Annotated in this window: 19 protein-coding genes, 1 tRNA gene and 1 pseudogene; 12 read left to right on the top strand and 9 right to left on the bottom strand. The window is 72.1% G+C overall.

What is annotated here, in order from left to right:
* Positions 1-149 precede the first annotated feature (149 nt).
* From IH09_RS29435 to IH09_RS29420, 4 genes are all read left to right on the top strand, one after another.
* The gene (locus IH09_RS29435; protein ID WP_052860556.1) at positions 150-1,808 is read left to right on the top strand and encodes a carboxyl transferase domain-containing protein; all 1,659 of its coding nucleotides are present in this window, start codon (positions 150-152) and stop codon (positions 1,806-1,808) included.
* Positions 1,809-1,885: 77 nt separating this feature from the next.
* Positions 1,886-3,874 (top strand): ATP-binding protein, encoded by a 1,989-nt coding sequence (locus IH09_RS29430; RefSeq protein ID WP_052860555.1) that lies wholly within the window; start codon positions 1,886-1,888, stop codon positions 3,872-3,874.
* On the top strand, positions 3,871-4,812 hold the full coding sequence (locus tag IH09_RS29425; RefSeq protein ID WP_052860554.1) for a hydroxymethylglutaryl-CoA lyase: 942 nt from the start codon (positions 3,871-3,873) through the stop codon (positions 4,810-4,812). Before IH09_RS29430 ends, IH09_RS29425 begins: the two co-directional genes overlap by 4 nt.
* Positions 4,813-4,817: 5 nt before the next feature.
* Positions 4,818-5,972 (top strand): acyl-CoA dehydrogenase family protein, encoded by a 1,155-nt coding sequence (locus IH09_RS29420; RefSeq protein WP_052860553.1) that lies wholly within the window; start codon positions 4,818-4,820, stop codon positions 5,970-5,972.
* 90 nt (positions 5,973-6,062) lie between these two features.
* Here IH09_RS29420 and IH09_RS38070 read toward each other — a convergent pair.
* Positions 6,063-7,649 (bottom strand): annotated as a pseudogene (locus IH09_RS38070) (beta-N-acetylhexosaminidase); the annotation flags it as partial.
* A 191-nt stretch (positions 7,650-7,840) separates the two neighbouring features.
* Here IH09_RS38070 and IH09_RS29405 point away from each other — a divergent pair.
* Positions 7,841-8,140, top strand: coding sequence for a hypothetical protein (locus tag IH09_RS29405; protein WP_052860550.1), 300 nt, complete (start codon positions 7,841-7,843; stop codon positions 8,138-8,140).
* A 125-nt stretch (positions 8,141-8,265) separates the two neighbouring features.
* Positions 8,266-10,095: a glutamine--fructose-6-phosphate transaminase (isomerizing) gene (gene glmS, locus IH09_RS29400; RefSeq protein WP_052860549.1), complete on the top strand. Its 1,830-nt coding sequence runs from the start codon at positions 8,266-8,268 to the stop codon at positions 10,093-10,095.
* A 406-nt stretch (positions 10,096-10,501) separates the two neighbouring features.
* On the opposite strand, the gene IH09_RS29395 is transcribed toward glmS, so the two are convergent.
* Positions 10,502-11,023, bottom strand: coding sequence for a universal stress protein (locus IH09_RS29395; RefSeq protein WP_052860548.1), 522 nt, complete (start codon positions 11,021-11,023; stop codon positions 10,502-10,504).
* Between the two features lie 1,018 nt (positions 11,024-12,041).
* Here IH09_RS29395 and IH09_RS29390 point away from each other — a divergent pair.
* The 3 genes from IH09_RS29390 (at position 12,042) to IH09_RS29380 (ending at position 14,145) form a co-directional block, all read left to right on the top strand.
* Positions 12,042-13,337, top strand: coding sequence for a helix-turn-helix domain-containing protein (locus tag IH09_RS29390; protein WP_094794922.1), 1,296 nt, complete (start codon positions 12,042-12,044; stop codon positions 13,335-13,337).
* A 5-nt stretch (positions 13,338-13,342) separates the two neighbouring features.
* A complete protein-coding gene (gene orn, locus IH09_RS29385; RefSeq protein ID WP_052860546.1) occupies positions 13,343-13,960 on the top strand; it encodes an oligoribonuclease in 618 nt (205 codons plus the stop codon).
* A gap of 109 nt (positions 13,961-14,069) precedes the next feature.
* Positions 14,070-14,145 (top strand) — tRNA-His (locus tag IH09_RS29380).
* Positions 14,146-14,940: 795 nt separating this feature from the next.
* Here the strand turns inward: IH09_RS29380 and IH09_RS29375 are convergent.
* Together IH09_RS29375 and IH09_RS40305 are read right to left on the bottom strand one after the other, a co-directional pair.
* Positions 14,941-15,234: a hypothetical protein gene (locus IH09_RS29375; RefSeq protein WP_094794921.1), complete on the bottom strand. Its 294-nt coding sequence runs from the start codon at positions 15,232-15,234 to the stop codon at positions 14,941-14,943.
* A 304-nt stretch (positions 15,235-15,538) separates the two neighbouring features.
* Positions 15,539-15,673: a hypothetical protein gene (locus IH09_RS40305; RefSeq protein ID WP_275126190.1), complete on the bottom strand. Its 135-nt coding sequence runs from the start codon at positions 15,671-15,673 to the stop codon at positions 15,539-15,541.
* A 154-nt stretch (positions 15,674-15,827) separates the two neighbouring features.
* Between IH09_RS40305 and hemC the strand changes: the two genes are divergently transcribed.
* Entirely contained in the window at positions 15,828-16,799 is a 972-nt protein-coding gene (gene hemC, locus IH09_RS29370) for a hydroxymethylbilane synthase (RefSeq protein ID WP_052860544.1), read from the top strand.
* Positions 16,800-17,106: 307 nt separating this feature from the next.
* On the opposite strand, the gene IH09_RS29365 is transcribed toward hemC, so the two are convergent.
* Complete coding sequence (locus tag IH09_RS29365; RefSeq protein ID WP_052860543.1) at positions 17,107-17,757, bottom strand: NAD(P)-dependent oxidoreductase; 651 nt, start codon at positions 17,755-17,757, stop codon at positions 17,107-17,109.
* Between the two features lie 122 nt (positions 17,758-17,879).
* Here IH09_RS29365 and IH09_RS29360 point away from each other — a divergent pair, with 122 nt between their 5' ends.
* On the top strand, positions 17,880-18,872 hold the full coding sequence (locus IH09_RS29360) for a helix-turn-helix domain-containing protein (RefSeq protein ID WP_052860566.1): 993 nt from the start codon (positions 17,880-17,882) through the stop codon (positions 18,870-18,872).
* Positions 18,873-19,080: 208 nt separating this feature from the next.
* Here IH09_RS29360 and IH09_RS29355 read toward each other — a convergent pair whose 3' ends face one another.
* The 3 genes from IH09_RS29355 to IH09_RS29345 form a co-directional block, all read right to left on the bottom strand.
* Entirely contained in the window at positions 19,081-19,293 is a 213-nt protein-coding gene (locus tag IH09_RS29355) for a hypothetical protein (protein ID WP_190233443.1), read from the bottom strand.
* A 145-nt stretch (positions 19,294-19,438) separates the two neighbouring features.
* Complete coding sequence (locus IH09_RS29350) at positions 19,439-20,848, bottom strand: ATP-binding protein (protein ID WP_052860541.1); 1,410 nt, start codon at positions 20,846-20,848, stop codon at positions 19,439-19,441.
* 56 nt (positions 20,849-20,904) lie between these two features.
* Positions 20,905-21,597, bottom strand: coding sequence for a response regulator transcription factor (locus IH09_RS29345; RefSeq protein ID WP_094794916.1), 693 nt, complete (start codon positions 21,595-21,597; stop codon positions 20,905-20,907).
* 119 nt (positions 21,598-21,716) lie between these two features.
* On the opposite strand from IH09_RS29345, the gene IH09_RS39380 reads away from it, so the two are divergent.
* Complete coding sequence (locus tag IH09_RS39380; RefSeq protein ID WP_318279587.1) at positions 21,717-22,328, top strand: hypothetical protein; 612 nt, start codon at positions 21,717-21,719, stop codon at positions 22,326-22,328.
* A 105-nt stretch (positions 22,329-22,433) separates the two neighbouring features.
* On the opposite strand, the gene IH09_RS29335 is transcribed toward IH09_RS39380, so the two are convergent.
* On the bottom strand, positions 22,434-23,294 hold the full coding sequence (locus tag IH09_RS29335) for a spermidine synthase (protein WP_052860564.1): 861 nt from the start codon (positions 23,292-23,294) through the stop codon (positions 22,434-22,436).
* Positions 23,295-23,423: the final 129 nt, after the last annotated feature.

The raw sequence follows: 23,423 nt of genomic DNA, 5'->3' as shown, positions 1-23,423 counted from the left end.
CCAATTGTAGACAGCCGGGTTAGTGCTCGTTAACCTGAAAGCGACGGGCGGTTAACGCCCATTAACCGCGCGCCCGGCCGCATCCGCGGGGGCCGCGCGGCGGCGGCCCTGGCGAGCGGGCCGACGACCGAGCAAGGGGGCTCGTACTGATGGAGCAGGCACCGGTGCTGGAGAGCGACGCAGGTCCCGCCGGACGCGGTCCGGGCGGCGAGGCGGCGCCCGGCTCCTGGCAGGCCAACGAAGCCGCGCACCGCGAGCTGGCCGCACGGCTGCGCGAAAAGCTCGCGGCGGCCCGGCTGGGCGGCGGCGAGCGCGCCAGGACACGGCACACCGCGCGCGGCAAGCTGCTGCCCCGGGACCGGGTGGACGCCCTGCTGGACCCCGGCTCGCCGTTCCTGGAGCTGTCGCCGCTGGCGGCGGACGGGATGTACGGCGGGGCGGCGCCGGCCGCCGGGGTGATCGCCGGTATCGGACGGGTCTCCGGCCGGGAGACGGTGATCGTCGCCAACGACGCCACGGTCAAGGGCGGCACGTACTACCCGATGACGGTCAAGAAGCATCTGCGGGCCCAGGAGATCGCCCTGGAGAACCGCCTGCCGTGCCTGTATCTCGTCGACTCCGGCGGCGCCTTCCTGCCCATGCAGGACGAGGTCTTCCCCGACCGTGAGCACTTCGGGCGGATCTTCTACAACCAGGCGCGGATGTCCGGCGCGGGCATCCCGCAGATCGCCGCGGTGCTCGGCTCCTGCACGGCCGGCGGCGCGTACGTCCCGGCGATGAGCGACGAGGCGGTGATCGTCCGCGACCAGGGGACGATCTTCCTGGGCGGGCCGCCGCTGGTGAAGGCCGCCACCGGCGAGGTCGTCACCGCCGAGGAGCTCGGCGGCGGCGAGGTGCACGCGCGGACCTCCGGCGTCACCGACCATCTCGCCGAGGACGACGCGCACGCGCTGCGCATCGTCCGCACCATCGTCGCCACCCTCGGCGACCGCGCCCCGCTGCCCTGGACCGTGCGGCCCGTCGAGGAGCCCGCGGTCGATCCGGCCGGTCTCTACGGCGTGGTGCCCGCGGACTCCCGTACGCCCTACGACGTCCGCGAGGTGATCGCCCGGCTCGTCGACGGCTCCCGCTTCGCGGAGTTCAAGGCCGAGTACGGCACGACCCTGGTGACCGGCTTCGCGCATCTGCACGGCCATCCGGTCGGGATCGTCGCCAACAACGGCATCCTGTTCTCCGAATCCGCCCAGAAGGGCGCCCACTTCATCGAGCTGTGCGACCAGCGCGGCATCCCGCTGCTCTTCCTCCAGAACATCTCCGGCTTCATGGTCGGCCGCTCCTACGAGGCGGGCGGTATCGCCAAGCACGGCGCGAAGATGGTGACGGCGGTCGCCTGCACCCGCGTCCCCAAGCTGACGGTCGTCATCGGCGGCTCCTACGGCGCGGGCAACTACTCCATGTGCGGCCGGGCCTACTCCCCGCGCTTCCTGTGGATGTGGCCGAACGCCAAGATCTCCGTGATGGGCGGCGAACAGGCCGCGTCCGTCCTCGCCACCGTCAAACGCGATCAGCTGGACGCGCGCGGCGAGGAGTGGAGCGCCGCGGAGGAGGACGCCTTCAAGGCCCCGATCCGCGAGCAGTACGACACCCAGGGCAACGCCTACTACGCCACCGCGCGGCTCTGGGACGACGGCGTGATCGACCCGCTGGAGACCCGGCAGGTGCTGGGTCTGGCGCTCACCGCCTGCGCCAACGCCCCGCTCCCCGCCAGGGACGGCGCGGCCCCCGGCTACGGCGTCTTCCGGATGTGAGCGCCGTGCCGGACACCGCAGGAATACCGGACACACGAGGGATGTCTACAGGGATGCCCACAGGGACGAGCACCGCCATGCCCACGACCATGTTCGACACCGTCCTGGTCGCCAACCGCGGCGAGATCGCGGTCCGCGTCATCCGTACGCTGCGCGCGCTCGGCATCCGCTCGGTCGCCGTCTTCAGCGACGCGGACGCGGACGCCCGGCACGTCCGGGAGGCCGATACGGCCGTCCGGCTGGGCCCCGCACCGGCCGCCGAGAGCTATCTGTCCGCCGACCGGCTGCTGGCCGCCGCCGCCCGCAGCGGCGCCCAGGCCGTCCACCCCGGCTACGGCTTCCTCGCCGAGAACGCCGCCTTCGCCCGCGCCTGCGCGGCCGCCGGGCTGGTCTTCATCGGCCCGTCCGCCGAGGCCATCGACCTGATGGGCGACAAGATCCGCGCCAAGGAGACGGTGCGCACGGCCGGGGTGCCGGTCGTCCCCGGCTCCTCGGGCAGCGGCCTGAGCGACGCCCAACTGGCCGCCGCCGCCCGCGAGATCGGCATGCCGGTACTGCTCAAACCGTCCGCGGGCGGCGGCGGCAAGGGCATGCGGCTGGTCCGGGACGCGGCGCTGCTCGGCGAGGAGATCGCCGCCGCCCGCCGCGAGGCCCGCGGCTCCTTCGGCGACGACACCCTCCTCGTCGAGCGCTGGATCGACCGCCCCCGGCACATCGAGATCCAGATCCTGGCCGACGGCCACGGCACCGTCCTCCACCTCGGCGAGCGCGAATGCTCCCTCCAGCGCCGCCACCAGAAGGTCGTCGAGGAGGCCCCGTCCGTCCTGCTCGACGCGGCGACCCGCGCCGCGATGGGCGAGGCGGCCGTCCGGGCGGCCCGCTCCTGCGGCTACCGCGGCGCCGGCACCGTCGAGTTCATCGTCCCGGGCAAGGACGCCTCCGCGTACCACTTCATGGAGATGAACACCCGCCTCCAGGTGGAGCACCCGGTCACCGAGTACGTCACCGGCCTCGACCTGGTGGAGTGGCAGCTGCGGATCGCGGCCGGTGAGCGCCTCCCGTTCACCCAGGAGGACATCACCCTGACCGGGCACGCGGTCGAGGCCCGGATCTGCGCCGAGGACCCGGCCCGCGACTTCCTGCCGACCGGCGGCACGGTCCGCCTGCTGCGCGAACCGCAGGGCGAGGGGGTGCGCACGGACTCCGGCCTGTCACCGGGCGCGGCGGTCGGCAGCCTGTACGACCCGATGCTCTCCAAGGTCATCGCGTACGGCCCCGACCGGCCGGCGGCGCTGCGCGCGCTGCGCGCCGCGCTCGCCGCCACCGTCACCCTCGGCGTCACCACCAACGCCGGTTACCTGCGCCGGCTGCTGGCCCATCCGGACGTGGTGGCGGGCGTCCTGGACACCGGCCTGGTGGAGCGCGAGGCGGCCGGCCTGGTGGAGCGCGAGGTGCCGCCCGAGGTCTACGCGGCGGCGGCCGCGGTCCGGCAGGCCGCCCTCGAACCGGCCGTGCCCGACGGCGGCTGGCGCGACCCGTTCGCCGCGCCGACCGGTTTCCGGCTCGGCGGCGAGGCGGCCCCGGTCCGGCACTGGCTGCGGGTGGCGGGCCACGACCCGGTCCCCTGCGACGTGCGGCCCGACGCGGCAGCGGGCCAGGTGACACCGGACCGGGTGCGGGTGACCGTGGACGGCGTCCTGCACACCTTCCACCGCGCCGGCGACTGGCTCGGCCGGGACGGCGACGCCTGGCACGTCCAGGACCACGACCCGGTGGCGGCGACGCTGCGCGGGGCCGCCGGGGCACACACCGCGGACGCGCTGACCGCCCCGATGCCCGGCACGGTCACCGTCGTCAAGGTGGCCGTCGGCGACGAGGTCACCGCGGGCCAGGGCCTGCTGGTGGTGGAGGCAATGAAGATGGAGCACGTCATCGCCGCACCGCACGCCGGGACCGTCACCGAACTGGACGTCACCGCGGGCGCGACGGTCGCCATGGACCAGGTCCTGGCCGTCGTCGACCCGCACGGGTCCACCCCCGACGACACGCGCGAGGAGGCGTCATGACCGCTGCCGGACTGCCCATGGAAGTCGCCGTGGAGGGGCTGCCCACCCGGGTGCGCATCCACGAGGTGGGGGCCCGCGACGGCCTCCAGAACGAAGGAACCGTCGTCCCCACCGAGATCAAGGCCGAGTTCATCCACCGGCTCGCCGCCGCGGGGCTGCCGCTCGTCGAGGCCACCAGCTTCGTGCACCCCCGGTGGGTGCCCCAACTCGCCGACGCCGAGCAGCTGTTCCCGCTGCTGGGCGACCTCGACCCGCACCGGCTGCCCGTCCTGGTGCCCAACGAGCGCGGGCTGGACCGCGCGCTCGCCCTGGGGGCCCGCCGGATCGCGGTGTTCGCCAGCGCCACCGAGTCGTTCGCCAAGGCCAACCTCAACCGCACGGTCGACGAGGCGCTGGCGATGTTCGCGCCGGTCGTGGACCGGGCGAAGGACGCCAAGGTGCACGTCCGCGGCTATCTGTCGATGTGCTTCGGCGACCCCTGGGAGGGCCCGGTGCCCATCGCGCGGGTGGTGCGGGTCTGCCGGGCGCTGCTGGACCTGGGCTGCGACGAGCTGAGCCTGGGCGACACCATCGGCGTCGCCACCCCCGGCCACGTCCAGACCCTGCTGGCCTCCCTCAACGAGGCGGGCGTGCCCACCTCCCGGCTCGGCGTGCACTTCCACGACACCTACGGCCAGGCGCTCGCCAACACCTTCGCCGCGCTCCAGCACGGCGTCACCACCGTCGACGCCTCGGCGGGCGGCCTCGGCGGCTGCCCGTACGCCAAGAGCGCCACCGGCAACCTCGCCACCGAAGACCTCGTGTGGATGCTGCACGGCCTCGGCATCGAGACCGGCGTCGATCTGGACCGTCTCACCGCCACCAGCGTGTGGATGGCCGAAGTCCTGGGCCGGCCGAGCCCCTCCCGCACCGTCCGCGCCCTCTCCCACAAGGAGTGACCCCCATGTCCCTCGACCACCGCCTCCCCTCCGAGCTGGCCGAACTCCGGCGTACGGTCGAGGCGTTCGCCCATGACGTCGTCGCGCCGACGATCGGCGAGTTCTACGAACGGCACGCCTTCCCGTACGAGATCGTCCGCGAGATGGGCCGGATGGGCCTGTTCGGGCTGCCGTTCCCCGAGGAGTACGGCGGGATGGGCGGCGACTATCTGGCGCTCGGCATCGCCCTGGAGGAGCTGGCCCGGGTCGACTCCTCGGTGGCCATCACCCTGGAGGCCGGTGTCTCGCTGGGCGCCATGCCCCTCTACCACTTCGGCACCGAGGAGCAGAAGCGCGAGTGGCTGCCCCGGATGTGCACGGGCGAGATCCTGGGCGCGTTCGGCCTCACCGAGCCGGACGGCGGCTCGGACGCGGGCGGCACCCGCACCACCGCGGTACGCGACGGCGACGACTGGGTCATCAACGGCAGCAAGTGCTTCATCACCAACTCCGGTACGGACATCACCGGTCTGGTCACCGTCACCGCCGTCACCGGCCGCAAGGCCGACGGCCGCCCGGAGATCTCCGCCATCATCGTGCCCTCCGGCACCCCCGGCTTCACCGTCGCCGCCCCGTACTCCAAGGTCGGCTGGAACGCCTCCGACACCCGCGAACTGTCCTTCACCGACGTCCGCGTCCCGGCCGCCAACCTCCTCGGCGAGGAGGGCCGCGGCTACGCCCAGTTCCTGCGCATCCTGGACGAGGGCCGGATCGCCATCGCGGCGCTGGCCACCGGCCTCGCCCAGGGCTGCGTCGACGAGTCGGTGTCGTACGCGAAGACCCGGCACGCCTTCGGCAAGCCGATCGGCGCCAACCAGGCGATCCAGTTCAAGCTCGCCGACATGGAGATGCGCGCCCACACCTCCCGGCTCGCCTGGCGCGACGCCGCCTCCCGGCTGGTGCACGGCGAACCCTTCAAGAAGGAGGCGGCGCTCGCCAAGCTCTACTCCTCGGAGATCGCCGTCACCAACGCCCGGGAGGCCACCCAGATCCACGGCGGCTACGGCTTCATGAACGAATACCCGGTCGCCCGCATGTGGCGCGACTCCAAGATCCTGGAGATCGGCGAGGGCACGAGCGAGGTCCAGCGGATGCTGATCGCCCGGGAGCTGGGGCTGTAGGGGGCAACGGCACGCCGGCCGGGGCACCGGCGCCCCGCGACCGGACCGGCCGGGCGCCCCGCGGCGCCCGGCCGGCGAGGACCACACCGCGGGCCAGGGCACTCCCGGCGCGCGGTGGTAGCCGATACCCAGGGCGTCCCAGCGTGGAGCCTGGGCGGCCAGCCGCTCCTTGTACCCGTCCCAGTCGTGGGTGGCCGCGGGGGACCAGCCGAGCTCCGCGATACCGGGCAGCCGCGGGAAGGCCATGTACTCCAGGTGCGCGGAGGTCGAGAGGGTCTCGGACCACAGCGGGGCCTCGACGCCCAGGACCGCCCGCGCGGGCACGCCCGGGAGGTACGTCGCCGGGTCCCAGTCGTAGGAGCGCCTGGTGTCGACGTACCCGGCCCAGGACAGGCCGAGCGGGGTGCTCGGGTCGTACTTCATGTCGAGGTAGGCGCGGTCGGCGGGCGACAGGACGAGCCGGGTGCCGTGCCGGGCGGCGTCGGCGACCTGTGCGCGCTCCTCCGGGCCGGTCGCGTCGTAACCCCAGTACTGCGCGACGGCGCCCTCGGCCGGGTGCGCGCCGGTCAGCTGGTGCCAGCCCATCACCGTCTTGCCGTACCGGGCGACCACCGGCTGCACCCTGTCCATGAAGGCCACGAAGTCCTCATGGCTGGTGGAGTGCGCCTCGTCGCCCCCGATGTGGAGGTAGCGGCCGGGGGTCATCGCCGCCAGCTCGCGGAGGACGTCGTCGACGAAGTCGTACGTCTGCTTCTTGGGCACGCACAGTGAGCTGAAGCCGACCTTGGTGCCGGTGTAGAGCGGCGGTGCCACGCCGTCGCAGTTCAGCTGGGCGTAGGAGGCGAGCGCGGCGTTGGTGTGGCCCGGCATGTCGATCTCGGGGATCACGGTCAGATAGCGGCTCGCGGCATGGCGGATGATCTCGCGGTAGTCGGCCTTGGTGTAGAAGCCGCCGGGGCCGCCGCCGACCTGGGTGCTGCCGCCGTACGTGGTCAGATTCGGCCAGGACGCGATGGCGATCCGCCAGCCCTGGTCGTCGGAGAGATGCAGATGCAGGGTGTTGATCTTGTAGAGGGCCAGCTGGTCGATATAGCGCTTGACCTGGCCGACGGTGAAGAAGTGCCGCGAGACGTCGAGCATCGCGCCGCGGTAGCCGTAGCGCGGGGTGTCGGTGATGGTCCCGCCGGCTATCCGCCACGGGCCGCGCTGCGCGGTGCGCTTCTCGACGTTCGCGGGCAGCAGCTGCCGCAGCGTCTGCACACCGTGGAAGAGGCCGGCCGGGCGGGCGGCGGTGAGGGTGACCGAGCGGCCGCCGGAGCGGAGCCGGTAGCCCTCCGCGCCGAGCCCCTTGGCGTCCCGCCCGCCGAGCCGCAGAACGATGCCGTCGCGGCCCTCCCGCGTGGTCACCGGCAGGCCGAAGCCGGTGGCGGGCCGCAGCAGCTCCGCCAGATAGCCGGCGACCTGCCGGGCCTCGCCCGAACCGCCGGGGACGCGGATACGGGTGCGGCCGTCGATCGTGTACGGACTTCCGCCGGCGCGTACGGACGCGGGCGCGGGGATCACCCGGTCCAGTGGCGTGGCGGTCCGCGCCGCGGCGGACTGCGCCGGCAGGGCGGCGGTCGCCGTCCCCGCCGCCGCGACCAGTAACAGCGAAAGCAGCAGCCTGTGTCGTCTCATCGGCGGTCCCTTCGGCGAGCATCGTGCAGGGCGTGCCCTGCCTGGCATGGAGCGACCGAGCGGTCACCATGCGTACCCCGGCCCTCCGATCCGGTCAAGGTCGCGACCACATTCCGACGCTCTTCTCATGATCCTGCCCGATATCGGGCAGATTTCTTGCGAATCTCCGGACGGCCCTCCAGTATCGACGGGTGCTCGAACGACGTACCCGCAGCGCTGACGCAGGTCACGCGCCCCATGAAGACCTGGTGGACCACCTGGTGCGCAGCACACCGCTGCAGCGCGGTGAGGCCACCCGGGTGGTGCTGGACGTGCTCGCGTACTTCGACGAACCGGCGGCGGCGTACGTACGCCGCCGCCATCGCGAGCTCCAGTCCCAGGGGCTGCGCAACGACGAGATCTTCGAACGGATCCGCCACGAGCTGCCACACCGCGCCGTGGCCCCGCCGGATCTCTCGATGCGCCAGCTGCGCCGTCTCGTCTACGGCTGAGGCACCGGGCACCCCGAACACCAGCAGGAACGAACGCAAGCGGGAACACCGGACGGACCGCGGCACAGACCACGGGTCCGCCCCGGAACGTCCACCCCGGAACAACCATCTCGGAGGGTCACTTCATGTGCGGGATCGTCGGATACATCGGCAAACGCGACGTCGCTCCGCTGCTCCTTGAGGGGCTGCAGCGCCTGGAGTACCGCGGCTACGACTCGGCCGGTATCGCCATCCACGCCAACGGCACCGGCAAGGCCGCCGGCGGCCTGAAGACCGCCAAGGCCAAGGGCCGGGTCCGCGAGCTGGAGTCCCGGCTGCCCAAGCGGTTCGCCGGCACCACCGGCATCGCGCACACCCGCTGGGCCACCCACGGCGCGCCCACGGACGAGAACGCCCACCCGCACGCCGACACCGACGGCAAGGTCGCGGTCGTCCACAACGGCATCATCGACAACGCCTCCGACCTGCGCGCCCGGCTGACCGCCGACGGCGTCGACTTCACCTCCGAGACCGACACCGAGGTGCTGGCCCACCTCATCGGCCGCTCCGCCGCGCCGACGCTGGAGGAGAAGGTCCGCGAGGCGCTGCGGGTCGTCGAGGGCACCTACGGCATCGCCGTGCTGCACGCCGACTTCGCGGACCGCATCGTCGTCGCCCGCAACGGCTCGCCGGTCGTGCTGGGCATCGGCGAGCACGAGATGTTCGTCTCCTCGGACGTCGCCGCGCTGGTCTCGCACACCCGCCAGGTCGTCACCCTGGACGACGGCGAGATGGCCACCCTCAAGGCGGACGACTACCGCACGTACACCACCGAGGGCTCCCGCACCTCGGCCGAGCCGACCACCGTGGAGTGGGAGGCCGAGTCGTACGACATGGGCGGCCACGACACGTACATGCACAAGGAGATCGCGGAGCAGGCCGACGCGGTGGACCGGGTGCTCCGCGGCCGGATCGACGACCGCTTCTCGACCGTCCACCTGGGCGGCCTGAACCTGGACGCCCGCGAGGCGCGCGGGGTGCGCCGGGTGAAGATCCTGGGCTGCGGCTCGGCCTACCACACGGGCCTGATCGGCGCGCAGCTGATCGAGGAGCTGGCCCGCATCCCCGCGGACGCCGAACCGGCCTCCGAGTTCCGCTACCGCAACGCGGTGGTCGACCCGGACACCCTCTACATCGCCGTCTCGCAGTCCGGCGAGACCTACGACACCCTGGCCGCGGTCCAGGAGCTCAAGCGCAAGGGCGCCCGCGTCCTGGGCGTGGTCAACGTCGTCGGCAGCGCCATCGCCCGCGAGACGGACGGCGGCGTGTACGTGCACGCGGGCCCCGAGGTCTGCGTCGTGTCGACCAAGTGCTTCACCAACACCGCGGTGGCGTTCGCGCTGCTGGGCCTGCACCTGGGCCGTATCCGGGACCTGTCGGTGGCCGACGGCAAGCGGATCATCGCGGGGCTGCGCAAGCTGCCCGCCCAGATCGCCGAGGTGCTGGCCGAGGAGCCCGCCATCGAGAAGCTGGCGGCCGACTACGCGGACGCCAAGAGCATGATGTTCGTCGGCCGGGTGCGCGGCTACCCGGTGGCGCTGGAGGCGTCCCTGAAGCTCAAGGAGGTCTCCTACATCCACGCGGAGGCTTACCCCGCCTCGGAGCTGAAGCACGGCCCGCTGGCGCTCATCGAGCCCGATGTGCCGTCGGTGGCGATCGTGCCGGACGACGACCTGCTGGAGAAGAACCGCGCGACGCTGGAGGAGATCAAGGCCCGCAGCGGCCGCATCCTCGCCGTCGCGCACCAGGAGCAGGAGAAGGCCGACCACACCATCATCGTCCCGAAGAACGAGGTCGAGCTGGACCCGATCCTGATGGGCATCCCGCTGCAACTGCTCGCCTACCACACGGCGTTGGCGCTCGGCCGGGACATCGACAAGCCGCGCAACCTGGCCAAGTCCGTCACGGTGGAGTAGCCGGCGCTCCCACGGCCGACGGAGCCGCCGCCCACCGCGCACCAGCGGGACGGGCGGCGGCTCCGCGCGTGCCACCCAACGCGCGAAGCCGCCGCCTCCCCTGAGCCGGCGTCGCCCATACGCCGGCCTGGATGCCGCCGCCTCAGGAACCGTCACCTCCCGGCCGGCGGCACGCCGTTTCCGTGCGCGCGGCGCCCGGGGCCCGGACCGCGGCGCTCACGTACCCGGCTCCTACCCCTCACAAGCGCACAATTCACCTGCACGCGGCAGCAGAGAGCTCAACTGCGCACAATCCCCATGACGCCCCCTCAACTGTGCGCAAACCGAGGAGAGTTGATCGCACTTGAGGGAGTCGCGAGGACGCAAGCGCACGGCGGACGGGGAGGAGGCGGCGACTAAGGGTCCGTCAGGGAATCACGATCACCGGGCGCTGGGCGCGGCGCGCCAGCCGTCCGGCGACCGAGCCGAAGATCCGGCCGACCAGACCGTGCGTCGAGCCGACCACGATCGCATCGGCCTCGTACTCCCGGCCGACCTCCTCCAGCTCGTGGCAGATGTCCCCGCCGCGTTCGACGAGGATCCACGAGACCTCGGAGAGGTGGTCGGCGCAGGCGAGCTCCAGGCCCAGCACTTCCGTACGGTGGTCCGGCACGTCCACGAAGACCGGGGGCTCGCAGCCCGCCCAGACGGTCGTCGGCAGCCGATTGGCCACATGGACGATGATCAGCCCGGAGCCCAGGCGCCGGGCCATACCGATTGCATACGCCAACGCCCGCTCGCTCGACATGGAGCCGTCGAAGCCGACCACCACGCCGTGCTGGAAGGCGGGGTCGCAGGAGTGGCGTGTCTCTTCCGCCGCTTCCAGGCCCGCCATCGGATCGGCGACCTGCTTGCGGTCCGCGGGTTCAGGAATTTCGTGACCGGCCATTGGTGTCTCGGCGAGGACGTCCTCTTGCGGAGGGGCGAACGGGGAACGGCGATTGACTTGATCCGGTAGTTGACTGAGCTGACTCGATCGAGGCGCAGAGCCATAGTTCAAAGGGGAACGATACGACCGGGAATCATCTTCCCAAGTTCATACCCCAAGAGTACGGCGCCACTCCCCCGCTGCCCAGAGCCCGCAGCGGGCGTGCCGACGCCCGGCGACGCGGGTCAGCCCTCGAACGTTCCCCGGAGCATGCCGGAGCGCGGCCCGGATGGCAATGCCCCGGACTGCCCCCGTACGTACCCATCACGGTGACTCATGATCGGCGGCGGCGTTGTAGTACCTGCCCGTCCGAAGGGAGTACACGGTGCCCATGCCGCCCAGTACATCACCCGACCCAGTGACCGAAGTCGTGCGCTGGGGCGCGTTCAGTTGTGCGCTCGTCCCCTTTGTCCTTCTCGTCTCCGGCGCCTCCCTCGGCGGCGCCGCCGGCACCGCCGCCGGTCTCGCGGCGGTGACCTGCGCCTGTCGCGCACTGCTGCGGCAATCCGAACGCACCGCCGCCCGCGCACTCGCCGAGAGCGCCGGCCGACACCGGGACAGAAGGGGTCATTCCGGGGCAGCGGCGCACGGGGGCGGGCGGCACTTCCACGGGCGCACGCCGGGCCGATAAGCCGCCCGCAAGTCCCGCCGCGACCGTTTTCGGCCAACTTCACGCCTGACCGCTCCCCTTGGCCCGACCACCCCCCAACCCGTGTGTGAGCAGGGAGGAAAGGACCGCTCGGCATGGTTGTGCCCTACTGCGAACGGGCAGAGCCGAGAGGCGTACTTCCCTGTAGGCCCGACGAGTGGAACGCTTCGTGATCGAATGCTTCGCGCCAAGTTGCCATATCGACATACCAGCGGGTGGTGAACTTGGCACTCCATCCTCACGGGACACAGTAGATTCGATCTTGGTAGTGACGGCGGGGGAACTGTGCAGTACCGAGAGGGCGAGACGACCGAGGGGGGCTTAAGTGCCATGAGCCAGGACTCCGCTGCCGTACCAGATGCCGCACGCAAGCTCGCCGCACGACGACGCCGCGAAATAGTCGCGGTACTCCTCTTCAGTGGCGGCCCCATTTTCGAGAGCTCCATTCCGCTCTCGGTCTTCGGCATCGACCGCCAAGACGCAGGGGTTCCGCGCTACCGGCTGCTTGTGTGCGCGGGCGAAGATGTGCCTTTGCGCACGACCGGGGGGCTTGAACTGTCGGCCCCTTACGGGCTGGAGGCGATCGCCCGTGCCGGGACGGTCGTCGTACCGGCCTGGCGTTCCATCACGCAGGCCCCGCCGCCCGCCGCGCTCGACGCGCTGCGCCGCGCGCATGAAGAAGGGGCCAGAATTGTCGGGTTGTGCACGGGGGCGTTCGTCCTCGCCGCCGCCGGACTTCTCGACGGCCGGCCGGCCACCACACACTGGATGTACGCACCGACGCTCGCCAAGCGTTATCCGTCCGTCCATGTCGATCCCCGCGAGCTCTTCGTCGACGACGGCGATGTGCTCACCTCCGCGGGGACGGCGGCCGGTATCGATCTCTGTCTGCACATCGTGCGGACCGACCACGGCGCGGACGCCGCGAACGCGCTGGCCCGCCGGCTCGTCGTACCGCAGCGCCGCACCGCCGCCGATCTAGGGCACCAGCGGTACCTCGACAGGTCATTACCAGAGGAGATCGGCGCCGACCCGCTGGCCGAGGTCGTCGCCTGGGCGCTGGAGCACCTCCACGAACAGTTCGACGTGGAGACGCTGGCCGCCCGCGCCTATATGAGCCGGCGCACCTTCGACCGGCGATTCCGTTCCCTCACCGGGAGCGCACCCCTTCAGTGGCTGATCACCCAGCGGGTCCTGCAGGCCCAGCGGCTGCTGGAGACCTCCGACTATTCGGTGGACGAGGTCGCGGGGCGCTGCGGATTCCGCTCGCCGGTCGCACTGCGCGGCCACTTCCGGCGGCAGCTGGGCGCCTCGCCGGCGGCCTACCGCGCGGCGTACCGCGCGCGACGGCCGCAGAACGGTGCGCCCGAGCCTGTGCTGCGACCGGAGCGGGTGGACCGGCCGGAGCGCGGTGAGCGTGCCGCGCTGGGGGTCGGCGGCGTCGACCGGTTCGCGGCGGCCGCGGTAGCCGGCCACGGCCAGGCGACCGCGCTGGCCACCGCCGAGGCGGGCGAGATCGGCAGGCCACAGCCGGACGCGTTCGCCGCCCGGCTGCCGGAAGCGTCCCTCAGCCGTGGTGCGGGCCGCCCCGTGCTGCCCGGTCAGCGCGAGCGCCCCGTAGGGTGAGTCATATGAACGATCGCATGGTGTGGATCGACTGCGAGATGACCGGACTCTCGCTGGCGAATGACGCGCTCATCGAGGTGGCCGCGCTGGTCACCGACTCGGAGCTGAATGTGCTGGGCGACGGGGTGGATGTGGTGATCCGCCCCCCGGCCGAGGCGCTGACCACCATGCCGGAGGTGGTGCGCCAGATGCACACCGCCTCCGGGCTGCTCTCGGAGCTGGACGGCGGCACGACACTGGAGGCGGCTCAGGCGCAGGTGCTTGCGTACATCAAGCAGCATGTGCCGGAGCCGGGGAAGGCCCCGCTGTGCGGGAACTCCGTCGGCACGGACCGCGGCTTCCTGCTGCGCGACATGCCGACCCTGGAGAGCTATCTCCACTACCGGATCGTCGATGTCTCCTCCGTGAAGGAGCTGGCCAGGCGCTGGTTCCCGCGGGCGTACTTCAACAGTCCGGACAAGAGCGGCAACCACCGGGCGCTGGCCGATATCCGTGAATCCATCGCGGAGTTGCGCTACTACCGGGAGGCGGTCTTCGTACCGCAGCCCGGTCCCGACTCGGACACCGCGAAGGCCATCGCGGCGAAGCACGTGCTGCCGGCCGAGCCACAGTCCACGCCGTAGTGACGCAGCTCGCTCCCGGACTCACCGAAACCGGGAGCGAGCACCCCTCTCGACCCTGTACACTTTTTCTCAGCCGGTGGGGAAAAAGAACCACACAGCACCGGTCATGGTGGGTATAGCTCAGCTGGTAGAGCACCTGGTTGTGGTCCAGGATGTCGCGGGTTCAAGTCCCGTTACTCACCCCAGCAAAGCAAGGGCCCGACCTGCGAAAGCAGGTCGGGCCCTTGGTCATTCCCGGGAACGGGGCAACACCGCGGGAACGCTCCTCCCTCCGGACGCCCGTACCTTCCGGGCGTGGCGCGCATCACGGAACGCCTCCGCGACGAGTGAAGGCTTCGCTTGTCAGGTGAAGCGGCGGGCGCACCGGCCGCGGCCCCCGCCTGAGAAGGTCGGCGATCTTGAGGGTGCCAAGACCGTCAAGAAACTCGAGGACGGCCATGGGCCGCAGCCCCGGCCGACCGGCCGGGTCCGCGGCGGGAGATTCGTAGAGCCTGGGGCCCCAGACCCAGCGTCGTGCCGTACACCCACTGGGCCACGCGCTACGCCGACCGGCTCACCGGTATTGCCGAGCGGACCCACGGGGACCACCACCGCGACCTCCGCATCGTGCGTGGCCGCGGTGGAGAGCGGGCCACCGCTGCGCACGTCGCGCTGTCGCACGAAGACGAGCTTGCCGCGCGCGGGCGATCACGCAGCGGAGGAGGCGACCTTCCTGGGGCACGACGAATACGCCCGCGAGGGTGTGACCTCCGACGGTGACCCGCAGTACGGTCGGAGCTTTCGGCGGCATCAGCGGAATCATCCCCCGCGGCTTCGCCGACCCCCACGACGGGCAGTACCGCGGCACCGGCTCAGGCTCCGGTCCGGAACGCTGGTCCGCGAGCGCCGGAGCGCGGCAGCCCTACGCATACGACCGGAATTCAAGTCCAGTGGCCAAGGTGACCTTGCCGGCATATCGCTGAGGGGCTGTGCGCGCGGTTTCAGGTCACGAGGAAATATACGCGGGTTGAGAGATTGGAATCCCAGTCCACCTCTCCTCGGACCTGCACGGTGCCGTTTCCGGGTGCGACGTTATGCACCGTCATGGTCGCGTCTCCGATAAACGGCAAATTAGTGTTGCCGTTAAGTTCGGTCATTGACACCATGACCACATTGGCATTGGTTACGCTCGGGATGCTGAACGACAGCGTGAAAAGTCCGTGAATCCCGATGTCCGCGAAGAAAGCCCCGGACAGTGCCGCACTTGCCGGCACGACCTGGATCGGCTCACCCATCACCTGCCACCTCTCAGACAAGGAAATTGCACAGATGCGGCACATTCGACAGCCTTGCATCCCGCACAAGCCTGGCATCAGGCGCAAATGGCAGGCAATAGCTGTCAAGATTTTTGATTCCTACGGGTGACTTCTCTGCTTTGAATCTCCTCCCATCTGAAGCACTTGCCTCCCATCTCCATTCCGGTCCGTCTGGCCAAAAACACTCCCTTTAATTCCTTCACGTCCCGCCACCGTACCGGGGCGTTTCTCATGTCTGGAGAAATCCATCGGGGCGGCCAAGGCGTCGATTCGACGTCAGCAGCTACCGGAGCAGCGCCTTCCCTGTCTCTGTGAAGGGCTTGGACTTCCTCGCGAGCAGGGCGAGTCCCCTCTCGGCGCCGCCCAGGCGTTCCTGTTCGCCGGCCCCGATCCCCGCTGCCGGGGACAGCGACTCCATCACTCTTCAGAGTGACGGACTCGCCGCGTGGCGCTGGGCCACTCCCGAGGAAGCCGACGCACTGTTATGCCCGGCCCGTCGCCGCTCGCGTCGTCGGCCCGCTCCAGGCACCAGGCACCACCGCCTACCGTGAAGCCCGACACGAGAGGACGACATGAGTAGCGACTTCCCGGCCCGCAAACTCCGTATCGGCACCCGTAGTTCACCGTTGGCTCTCGCCCAGGTCGACCAGGTCTCCGCCCTGCTCCGCGAGCGCGAACCCGATCTCGACATCGAGATCGAGCCCGTGACGACCGAGGCCGACAAATGGCCAGGGGACCTCGCGCGGCTGGGCGGGAAGGGCCTGTTCGTCCGCGAGATCGACCAGATGTTGCAGCGCTCCCGCATCGACATGGCCGTGCACTGCGTCAAGGATGTGCCCGGCGACGTCCCCCTGCCGGAAGGTCTGGTGTTCGCCGCTTACCTGCCGCGCGACGACGTCCGCGACGTCCTGCTCGTCCCCCAAGGATCCGACGTGCGGACGCTCGACGACCTGCCGCCCGGTGCCTCCGTCGCCACCTCCGCCGTACGCCGCAAGGCCCAGATCAACCGCGTCCGCCCCGACCTCGACGTCGTACGCGTCCGTGGCCTGGTCGGCACCCGCATCGACAAGCTCGACGGCCGCAAACCCATGGACCACAAGCTCGACGCGATGGTCCTCGCCCGCGCCGGCCTCGAACGCCTCGGTCTCGCGCACCGGGCCCGGCAGGTCTTCGGCGTCGGCGAGATGCTGCCCGCCGTCGGGGCCGGTGCCCTCGGACTCGAATGCCGCGAGGACGATGGCCCCGTCGCCCATTTGCTTCGGCAGCTCAACCACGAACGCACCATGACCGAGATCGCCGCCGAACGCGTCATGCTCGGCGGCCTGCGCGGACACTGCAACTCCCCGATCGCCGGCCACTGCGTCACTGGACCCGACGGACAACTCAGCCTCCGCGGCATGGTCTTCTCCGGTGACGGTTCCCGGTTCGTCCACGCCCACTTGTGGGGCGAGGGCATGAACGACCCGGCCGTTCTCGGCTCCCGCGTCTGCGCCGAACTGCTGCGTCAGGGCGCCCGCGACATCATCGCCGGCATCCCGCACTGACCGGCGGCGCGCCCCGGCGACCTCGGCGATCCCGCCGTCGGAGGGCGCGCCGCCTGCGCCGACCCTCCGTCAGCAGCCGTCCGGCCACCGGTCTTCGGCGAGTGGTGGAGCGGTCGGGGGGTCCGGGTCGGGGAGTGCGGTGTCCTTCCCGGCATCGGTCGTTGGCAGTCCTCGGAGAACTGCTTCGCGCCCCGTTACCCACCTCACCGTCGAGGCCCCCGACCTCGGGTCGGGGGCCTCGATATTCCTGCGGGCCGCTGCGCGGCCGATGCGCGGTCGGTGCGCCGCAATGCGGCGGCCGGTCGGCTCAGTAGCCGATGGTGAAGCGCTCGCCGAGGTGGCGGGGCTGCTCGATCTCGTCCAGGACGGCGACGGCGTAGTCCTCGGTGGAGATGCGGCTGCTGCCGTCCGCGGCGGTGACCAGGTCCTCGGTGGCGGTGCGGTAGCTGCCGGTGCGCTCGCCGGGGGCGATGGTGGCGGCGGGGCTGAGGTTGGTCCAGCGCACATCGGAGACGGTGCGGTAGTAGTCCAGCGCGTCGCCGTGCGCGTGCATGATCTGGAGCAGGAACTCGGGGAGGCCCTCGGCGTCCCAGACCTGCTTGCCGTCGGGGGTGCGCAGCGAGCCGGCGCCGCCGACGGTGATCAGCCGCGGTGCCGCGTCGCCGAGCGTGCGCAGACCGGCGACCAGGGACTTGGCGGCGGGCGTGATGGTGGCGATATGCCCCGGTCCGTCACCGCCGCCGACCGCACTGACCAGGACGTCGTGGCCCTTGGCCGCGGCGGCGACCGAGGCCGGATCGAGGATGTCGCCGGTGATGACGGTCAGGTTCGGGTGGGTCGTGGTGATCTTCGCGGGGTCGCGGACGACCGCGGTGACCTGGTGGCCGCGGTTCAGCGCCTCACCGAGGATGCGGCTGCCGATGGTGCCATTGGCCCCGAAGAGAGCGATCGTGGACATGGTGGTTCTCCCAGCTGTTCCGTGCGTCCGGTAAGGACTTCCGTTTTCCGTCATCAGCCGCGCTGACGTCTTCTACGCTAGGGGTACCAGCGGGATATTTCGGGGTAGGCAGGGGACGGATGATGGTCAAAAAACGACAGGAGGGTGAGGGACCGGCTCCAGGTATCGCGGATCTCGCGGAGATCCCGGAGGTGCCGTTCTCGGCGCCGGCCGGGCGGCCGGCCGGTGTGGAGGTGATGACGCTCGCCGAGCTGCGCGCCCGCGCGGACGCGTGCCAGCTGGCCACCCCGCACCGCCCCGGCTTCCACCATCTGCTGACCGTGGACAGCGGCCGGCTGCTGCACAGTGTCGACTTCCGGGAGCATGTCCTCGCCCCGGGCGACTGGCTGTGGTCCCGTCCCGGGCAGGTCCAGCACTTCGGTGACCTGGCGGGGGCGGAGGGCCGGCTGGTGCTCTTCGAGTCCGGCTTTCTCGATCCGTCCACCGCCGCGGCGGCCCGGATAGAGGACTGGTACGGGCCGGCCGTACGGCATCTCGAAGGGGCGGCGGCGCACCGTATGGACGAGGCGCTGCGGCAGTTGCACCACGAGTTCGGCGAGCTGGGCGGGCTGCCGCTGGAGGTGCATGTCGAGGTGCTGCGCCATCTGCTGGCGGTGCTCGTACTGCGTGCCGCGTATCCGGCCGGACCGGCGGACGGCGGGGCGGACGGGAACTGCGAGGCGAGCGAGACGTATCTGCGGTTCCGGGACGCGGTGGAGCGCGACTTCGCCCGCAGCCGCCGCGTCGCGGACTACGCCAAGGCGCTGGGGTATGCGCCGCGCACCCTCTCCCGGGCCACCGAGATCGCCGCCGGGGTCGGGGCGAAGGAGTTCATCGACCGCCGGGTGGTGCTGGAGGCCAAGCGGCTGCTGGCGCACGGCGACCGGTCCGCGGCCCGGATCGCGGACCGGCTGGGCTTCGCCGACGCCACCAACTTCACCAAGTTCTTCCAGCGCCGGGCGGGGATCACGCCGATCGCGTTCCGTACGGCCGTACGGGGTGGGGCGGGAGCGACGGGAGCGGAAGGGGTGGCGGAGGGTGTGGGTGCTGCGGGCGCCGGCGGCGGGGCGGGCTGAGCGGCCGTAGCAGGTGCCCGCCCCGCCGGGGGTCCGCTCACCGGGCCGGCGGGGGGACCGGCCGGGCCACGGACCGCGCCAGGTGTGCGGGGCGGATCCGGGCGGCGGCGGGACGGCGGGACGCAGCGGGTGGGGGGAGAGCCGCTGCGCCCCGCCTGGGGAACGCGGTCCGGGGGGAGGGGGGTGACCCGTGCCGCGAGGTTCGTCGTCAGCAGGTGCGGGCGGCGCGGACCCGGGTACCGGCGGCGCGGGCCCGGGTGGTGTCCGGCGGGCCCGGTGCGGCCGAGCCGCCGGGCGGGCGCGCGGCGCGCCGGGCGTCGTACGCCGACGTGCGGGCCGCGGCCGTCCGGGCCGGTGCGGCGGTGCGGCCCATGCGCCGGTGGTGTGCCGAGGAACCCATCACGTGCCTGCCTGTCGTCATGCGGGGAGCTGAGGTACGTCCCGCACGCTAGCGGCCGCGAAACGGACAAATGACCTGTTCGGTGCGGCGGTTGGCGGAATTATGGGTGCCTTAAGGGAGCGGAAGGGGGCGGTTAAGAGCCGCCTGACGGGTGGAGCCGGGGTCCTCATGCCCGCCCCGCGGCCCGCCTCCCCCGGGCGCGGAGCCTGCGGCGCAGCCGGTGCCCGCGCCGTACGCCGTGCGGGGCGCGCCCCTCGTCCAGCACCAGCCACACCCGTACCTCGGTGCCGCCCAGGACGGACCGGCCGATGCGCACCTCGCCGCCGGTCGATTCGGCGAGCCGCCGCACGATGTCCAGGCCGAGGCCGGTGGAGCCGTCCCCGCCGCCGCCGTGGCCGCGGCGCAGCGCGGCTGCCGGGTCCGCGATACCGGGGCCGGCGTCCGAGACCAGCACGATCACCGAATTGCCGGCGGCCCCGGCGTGGTGCACATCCACCGCGAAGGCCGTGCCCTGGGGGGTGTGCCGGAAGACGTTGCCGAGCAGCGCGTCCAGGGCCGCGGCGAGATCCGGGCGCGCGACGGGGATGCGGACGGGCCGGTCCGCGCCGGCGATGCGTACCGTGCGCCCCTCGTCCTCCGCGAGCGCCGACCAGAAGCCCATCCGCTCGCGGATCACCTCGGCGGCATCGCAGCCGGCCTCGGCGGCGGCCTGCCGGGTCTGCGCCTTCTGCTCCCGGGCGGTGCGGATGATCTGGTCGACCTCGCGCTCCAACTGGGCGACGGCGGCCCGGGTCTGGTCGGCGGCCGGGCCGTCGCCGAGCGAGGCGGCGTTCAGCCGGAGCACGGTCAGCGGGGTACGGAGCCGGTGCGAGAGGTCGGCGGCCAGTTCGCGTTCGTTGGCCAGGAGTTGGACGACCTGGTCGGCCATGGCGTTGAACGCGGCGGCCGCGGACCGCAGTTCCCTGGGGCCGTCCTCCGGTACGCGGACCCCGAGTCCGCCCCGGCCGAGGGTGTGCGCGGCGCGCGCCAGCCGCTCGGCCGGGCGCACCAGCCGGGTGCCGAGCCGGTCGGCGACGGCGACCGAGCCGACGACCAGCGCCAGTCCGACGCCGGCCAGTACGGCCCAGGAGGTGGTGACGCCGTTGGTGAGCGCGGCGTCGGGGACGTAGACCTCGACGATCGCGATACCGGCGGCGACGGCGGTCGGCTGGAGCAGTGCGGAGCCGCCGGGGACCGGCGCGATGGAGGCCCGGCCGAGGGTGACGGCGGCCGCGATGTCCTGCGGCGCGGCCCGCCGGAAGCCGATCCCGACGGGTTCGGCGCCCTTGGCGGACGCGGGGACGTGCACGCCGATCCGGCCGCCGGGGCCGGTCTCGGCGCTGGCGACGGCCCTCGCCAGCTGGGCGCGGTCGCTGGTGATGGCGAGGACCGGGCCGATGGTGGCGGCCTGCCGTTCGGCGTTGGAGAACGCGCGGTCGCGGGCCATCTCCTTGACGACGAGGCCGAGGGGAACGGCGAACGCGACCACGACCATCACGGTGACGGCGAGGGCCACCTTGACCACGGCCCATCTCACAGCGGTGGCTCCCGTCTCACAGCGGCGGCTTCTCTCTCACCGGGACGGCTCCCGTCTCACCGGGGTGGCTCCAGCTTCACGCCCACCCCGCGCAGGGTGTGCAAGTACCTTGGTTTCGCGGCGGTTTCGCCGAGCTTGCGGCGCAGCCAGGAGAGGTGGACGTCGATGGTCTGGTCGTCCCCGTAGGACTGCTGCCAGACCTCGGCGAGCAGTTCCTTGCGCGCCACGACGACACCGGGCCGCCCGGCGAGGAAGGCCAGCAGGTCGAACTCCCGGCGGGTCAGATCGAGTATGGCGCCGTCCAGTTCGGCCTGCCGGCGCAGCGGGTCGATGGACAGCCCGGCGACCCGGATCACCCGGGACGGCGGTTCGGCGCCCGCGGCGGTGGCCCGCGAGCGGCGCAGCACGGCCGACAGCCGGGCCGAGAGGTGCTCCACGGAGAACGGCTTGGTGAGGTAGTCGTCGGCACCGTCGTTCAACAGCCGTACGATCTCCGCCTCGTCGTCCCGGGCGGTCGCGATGATCACGGGTACGTCCGTGATGCCGCGCAGCATCTTCAGCGCCTCGGCCCCGTCCAGATCGGGCAGGCCGAGGTCGAGGATGACCACGTCGAAACCGATGTGCGCCACCTCGCGCAGCGCCTCCAGAGCGGTGCCGACGCTCCGTACCGTGTGGGACGCCTCGGTCAGATGCCGGATGAGGGCCGAGCGTACGAACTGGTCGTCCTCGACGACGAGCACACTTGCCATGGGCGGCACCGTACGCCATTCGGGCGGGCTTCTTTACCTGCGATTGGCGTGTGAGCGGTATGGGCCCGTCGCTCGGGACCAACTCCCGCTGCGTGTCCGGGTGGTGCAGTATGAGCCGAATGCGACGAGGACTGGTTCACGTGGCGGCCTGGACGCTTGCGACGGGTGCGGCGGCCACGCTGTCGTGGTTCGGCGTGCACACCGTGCTCTCCGGTACGGCGTACGATCCGCCGCGCGCGCTGCCCCTCTCCGACCTGCCGCCGTCCTCGGCGGCCCATCCGGACGGCGGGGCCGCGCCCCGGGCCTCCTCCACCCACCGGCCCAGACCGCCCGAACCACCCGAACCGTCCGGACCGGCCCGCCACGGCGCGCCCCCGTCCGCCGGCCGGCCGTCCGGAGCGGCCGGCGCCACCGGCTCCGGCGGCGACCCCGGCGGCGGCAGCGCCGAGCTTCCCCGGCGCCCCTCCCCCACCCCGCCGCCCGCGGCCCCGCCCGCCACCGGCGGCCAGGTCAAGAGCTATCTCACGGCGGGCGGCCGGGTCGTCCTCGACCTGGGCTCGGCGGCCGCCCAGCTCGTTTCGGCGACCCCCGAACCGGGCTGGCAGATGCAGGTCTGGAAGCAGGAGTACTGGCTCCGCGTCGACTTCATCAGCGGCGGCGGCCACACCTCCGTCATCTGCACCTGGTACGACCACGCGCCGGTCGTGGATACCAGTAACAACGCGACGTAGCACGGGCGTTGAGACCAAGCGGCGAACCGGGGGCCGTACGGTCCGCGGGTGAGGCAGCCGTCCGGACCGGGCCGTGGTGTGCGGGTGCCGGCCGCCCCCGTGCCGTCAGTCGAAGACCTCGGCCGGCGGGACGGGCGAGGCCACCGCCGTGGCATCGGTGACCGGTGCCGCGCCGCCGGTGAAGTCCCGCAGCGCCCGCCCGTGTTCGACCCGCCCCGCGTGGGGGTCGGTCGCCGCCCGCCGGGTCAGCTCGGCGACGGGCAGTTCCCGGTCGGCCGCCAGCAGTACGGCGTTGCCGAACCGTTTGCCCCGCAGCACCGCGGGATCGGCCGTCAGACACATCTCGGGGAAGACCGTACGGACGGTGGCGAGCTGGCCGCGCAGGAACCGCAGCGGCGGCCCGTCCGCGAGATTCGCCGCGTAGAAACCGCCGGGGCGCAGCGCCCGCCGCACCTCGCCGACGAACTCGGTACTGGTCAGATGCGCGGGCGTGCGGGCCCCGCCGAAGACGTCCGCGATGATCAGGTCCGCCCAGCCGTCCGGTATCTTCGCCAGCCCCGCGCGGGCGTCCGCGCCGCGCACCTTGATCCGCCAGCCGCTCTCCAGCGGCAGCTGTCTGCGCACCAGTTGGACGAGCGGTGCGTCGATCTCGATGACCTGCTGGGTGGCGCGCGGCCGGGTCGCGGCGATGTAGCGCGCCATGGTCAGCGCGCCGCCGCCGAGGTGGACTGCCTGGAGCGGCTTGCCGGGCGGCGCGGCCAGATCGGCGATGTGCCCGAGCCGCCGCTGGTAGGCGAATTCCAGGTACGCCGGGTCGTCCAGGTCCACATGCGACTGCGGGGCGCCGTCGATCAGCAGCGTCCAGCCGCGCGGCCGCTCCCGGTCGGGCCGTAGCTCCGCGACCCCGCCGTGCACCGTCTCCACGACGGACTCCGGGCCGCCGCGCCCGCGCCTGCTCTTCGCCATGCCTTCAGTATGGCCCGTGCCCGGGATCCCGTAGTCGCTGGTCAGCGCGGTGCGGAGGGCCGGCGCACAGCAGAGCGGCGGGCCGCCCGCGACCGAAGTCGGGGTGGCCCGCCGCAGCACACTCGGCCC

The sequence above is a fragment of the Streptomyces celluloflavus genome, from assembly GCA_000720995.1.
Lineage (GTDB): Bacteria > Actinomycetota > Actinomycetes > Streptomycetales > Streptomycetaceae > Streptomyces > Streptomyces celluloflavus.
This window is presented reverse-complemented; position numbering and strand designations above follow the sequence as displayed.

Bases quoted from the DNA above. Each gene is read 5' to 3' on its own strand.
- hemC (WP_052860544.1), top strand. From the start codon at position 15,828: ATGAGTAGCGACTTCCCGGCCCGCAAACTCCGTATCGGCACCCGTAGT.
- IH09_RS29435 (WP_052860556.1), top strand. From the start codon at position 150: ATGGAGCAGGCACCGGTGCTGGAGAGCGACGCAGGTCCCGCCGGACGC.
- IH09_RS29390 (WP_094794922.1), top strand. From the start codon at position 12,042: ATGAGCCAGGACTCCGCTGCCGTACCAGATGCCGCACGCAAGCTCGCC.
- orn (WP_052860546.1), top strand. From the start codon at position 13,343: ATGAACGATCGCATGGTGTGGATCGACTGCGAGATGACCGGACTCTCG.
- IH09_RS29365 (WP_052860543.1), bottom strand. From the start codon at position 17,757: ATGTCCACGATCGCTCTCTTCGGGGCCAATGGCACCATCGGCAGCCGC.
- IH09_RS29345 (WP_094794916.1), bottom strand. From the start codon at position 21,597: ATGGCAAGTGTGCTCGTCGTCGAGGACGACCAGTTCGTACGCTCGGCC.
- IH09_RS29335 (WP_052860564.1), bottom strand. From the start codon at position 23,294: ATGGCGAAGAGCAGGCGCGGGCGCGGCGGCCCGGAGTCCGTCGTGGAG.
- IH09_RS39380 (WP_318279587.1), top strand. From the start codon at position 21,717: ATGCGACGAGGACTGGTTCACGTGGCGGCCTGGACGCTTGCGACGGGT.
- IH09_RS29430 (WP_052860555.1), top strand. From the start codon at position 1,886: ATGCCCACGACCATGTTCGACACCGTCCTGGTCGCCAACCGCGGCGAG.
- glmS (WP_052860549.1), top strand. From the start codon at position 8,266: ATGTGCGGGATCGTCGGATACATCGGCAAACGCGACGTCGCTCCGCTG.
- IH09_RS29360 (WP_052860566.1), top strand. From the start codon at position 17,880: ATGGTCAAAAAACGACAGGAGGGTGAGGGACCGGCTCCAGGTATCGCG.
- IH09_RS29375 (WP_094794921.1), bottom strand. From the start codon at position 15,234: ATGGGTGAGCCGATCCAGGTCGTGCCGGCAAGTGCGGCACTGTCCGGG.
- IH09_RS29355 (WP_190233443.1), bottom strand. From the start codon at position 19,293: ATGACGACAGGCAGGCACGTGATGGGTTCCTCGGCACACCACCGGCGC.
- IH09_RS29395 (WP_052860548.1), bottom strand. From the start codon at position 11,023: ATGGCCGGTCACGAAATTCCTGAACCCGCGGACCGCAAGCAGGTCGCC.
- IH09_RS40305 (WP_275126190.1), bottom strand. From the start codon at position 15,673: ATGGAGTCGCTGTCCCCGGCAGCGGGGATCGGGGCCGGCGAACAGGAA.
- IH09_RS29425 (WP_052860554.1), top strand. From the start codon at position 3,871: ATGACCGCTGCCGGACTGCCCATGGAAGTCGCCGTGGAGGGGCTGCCC.
- IH09_RS29420 (WP_052860553.1), top strand. From the start codon at position 4,818: ATGTCCCTCGACCACCGCCTCCCCTCCGAGCTGGCCGAACTCCGGCGT.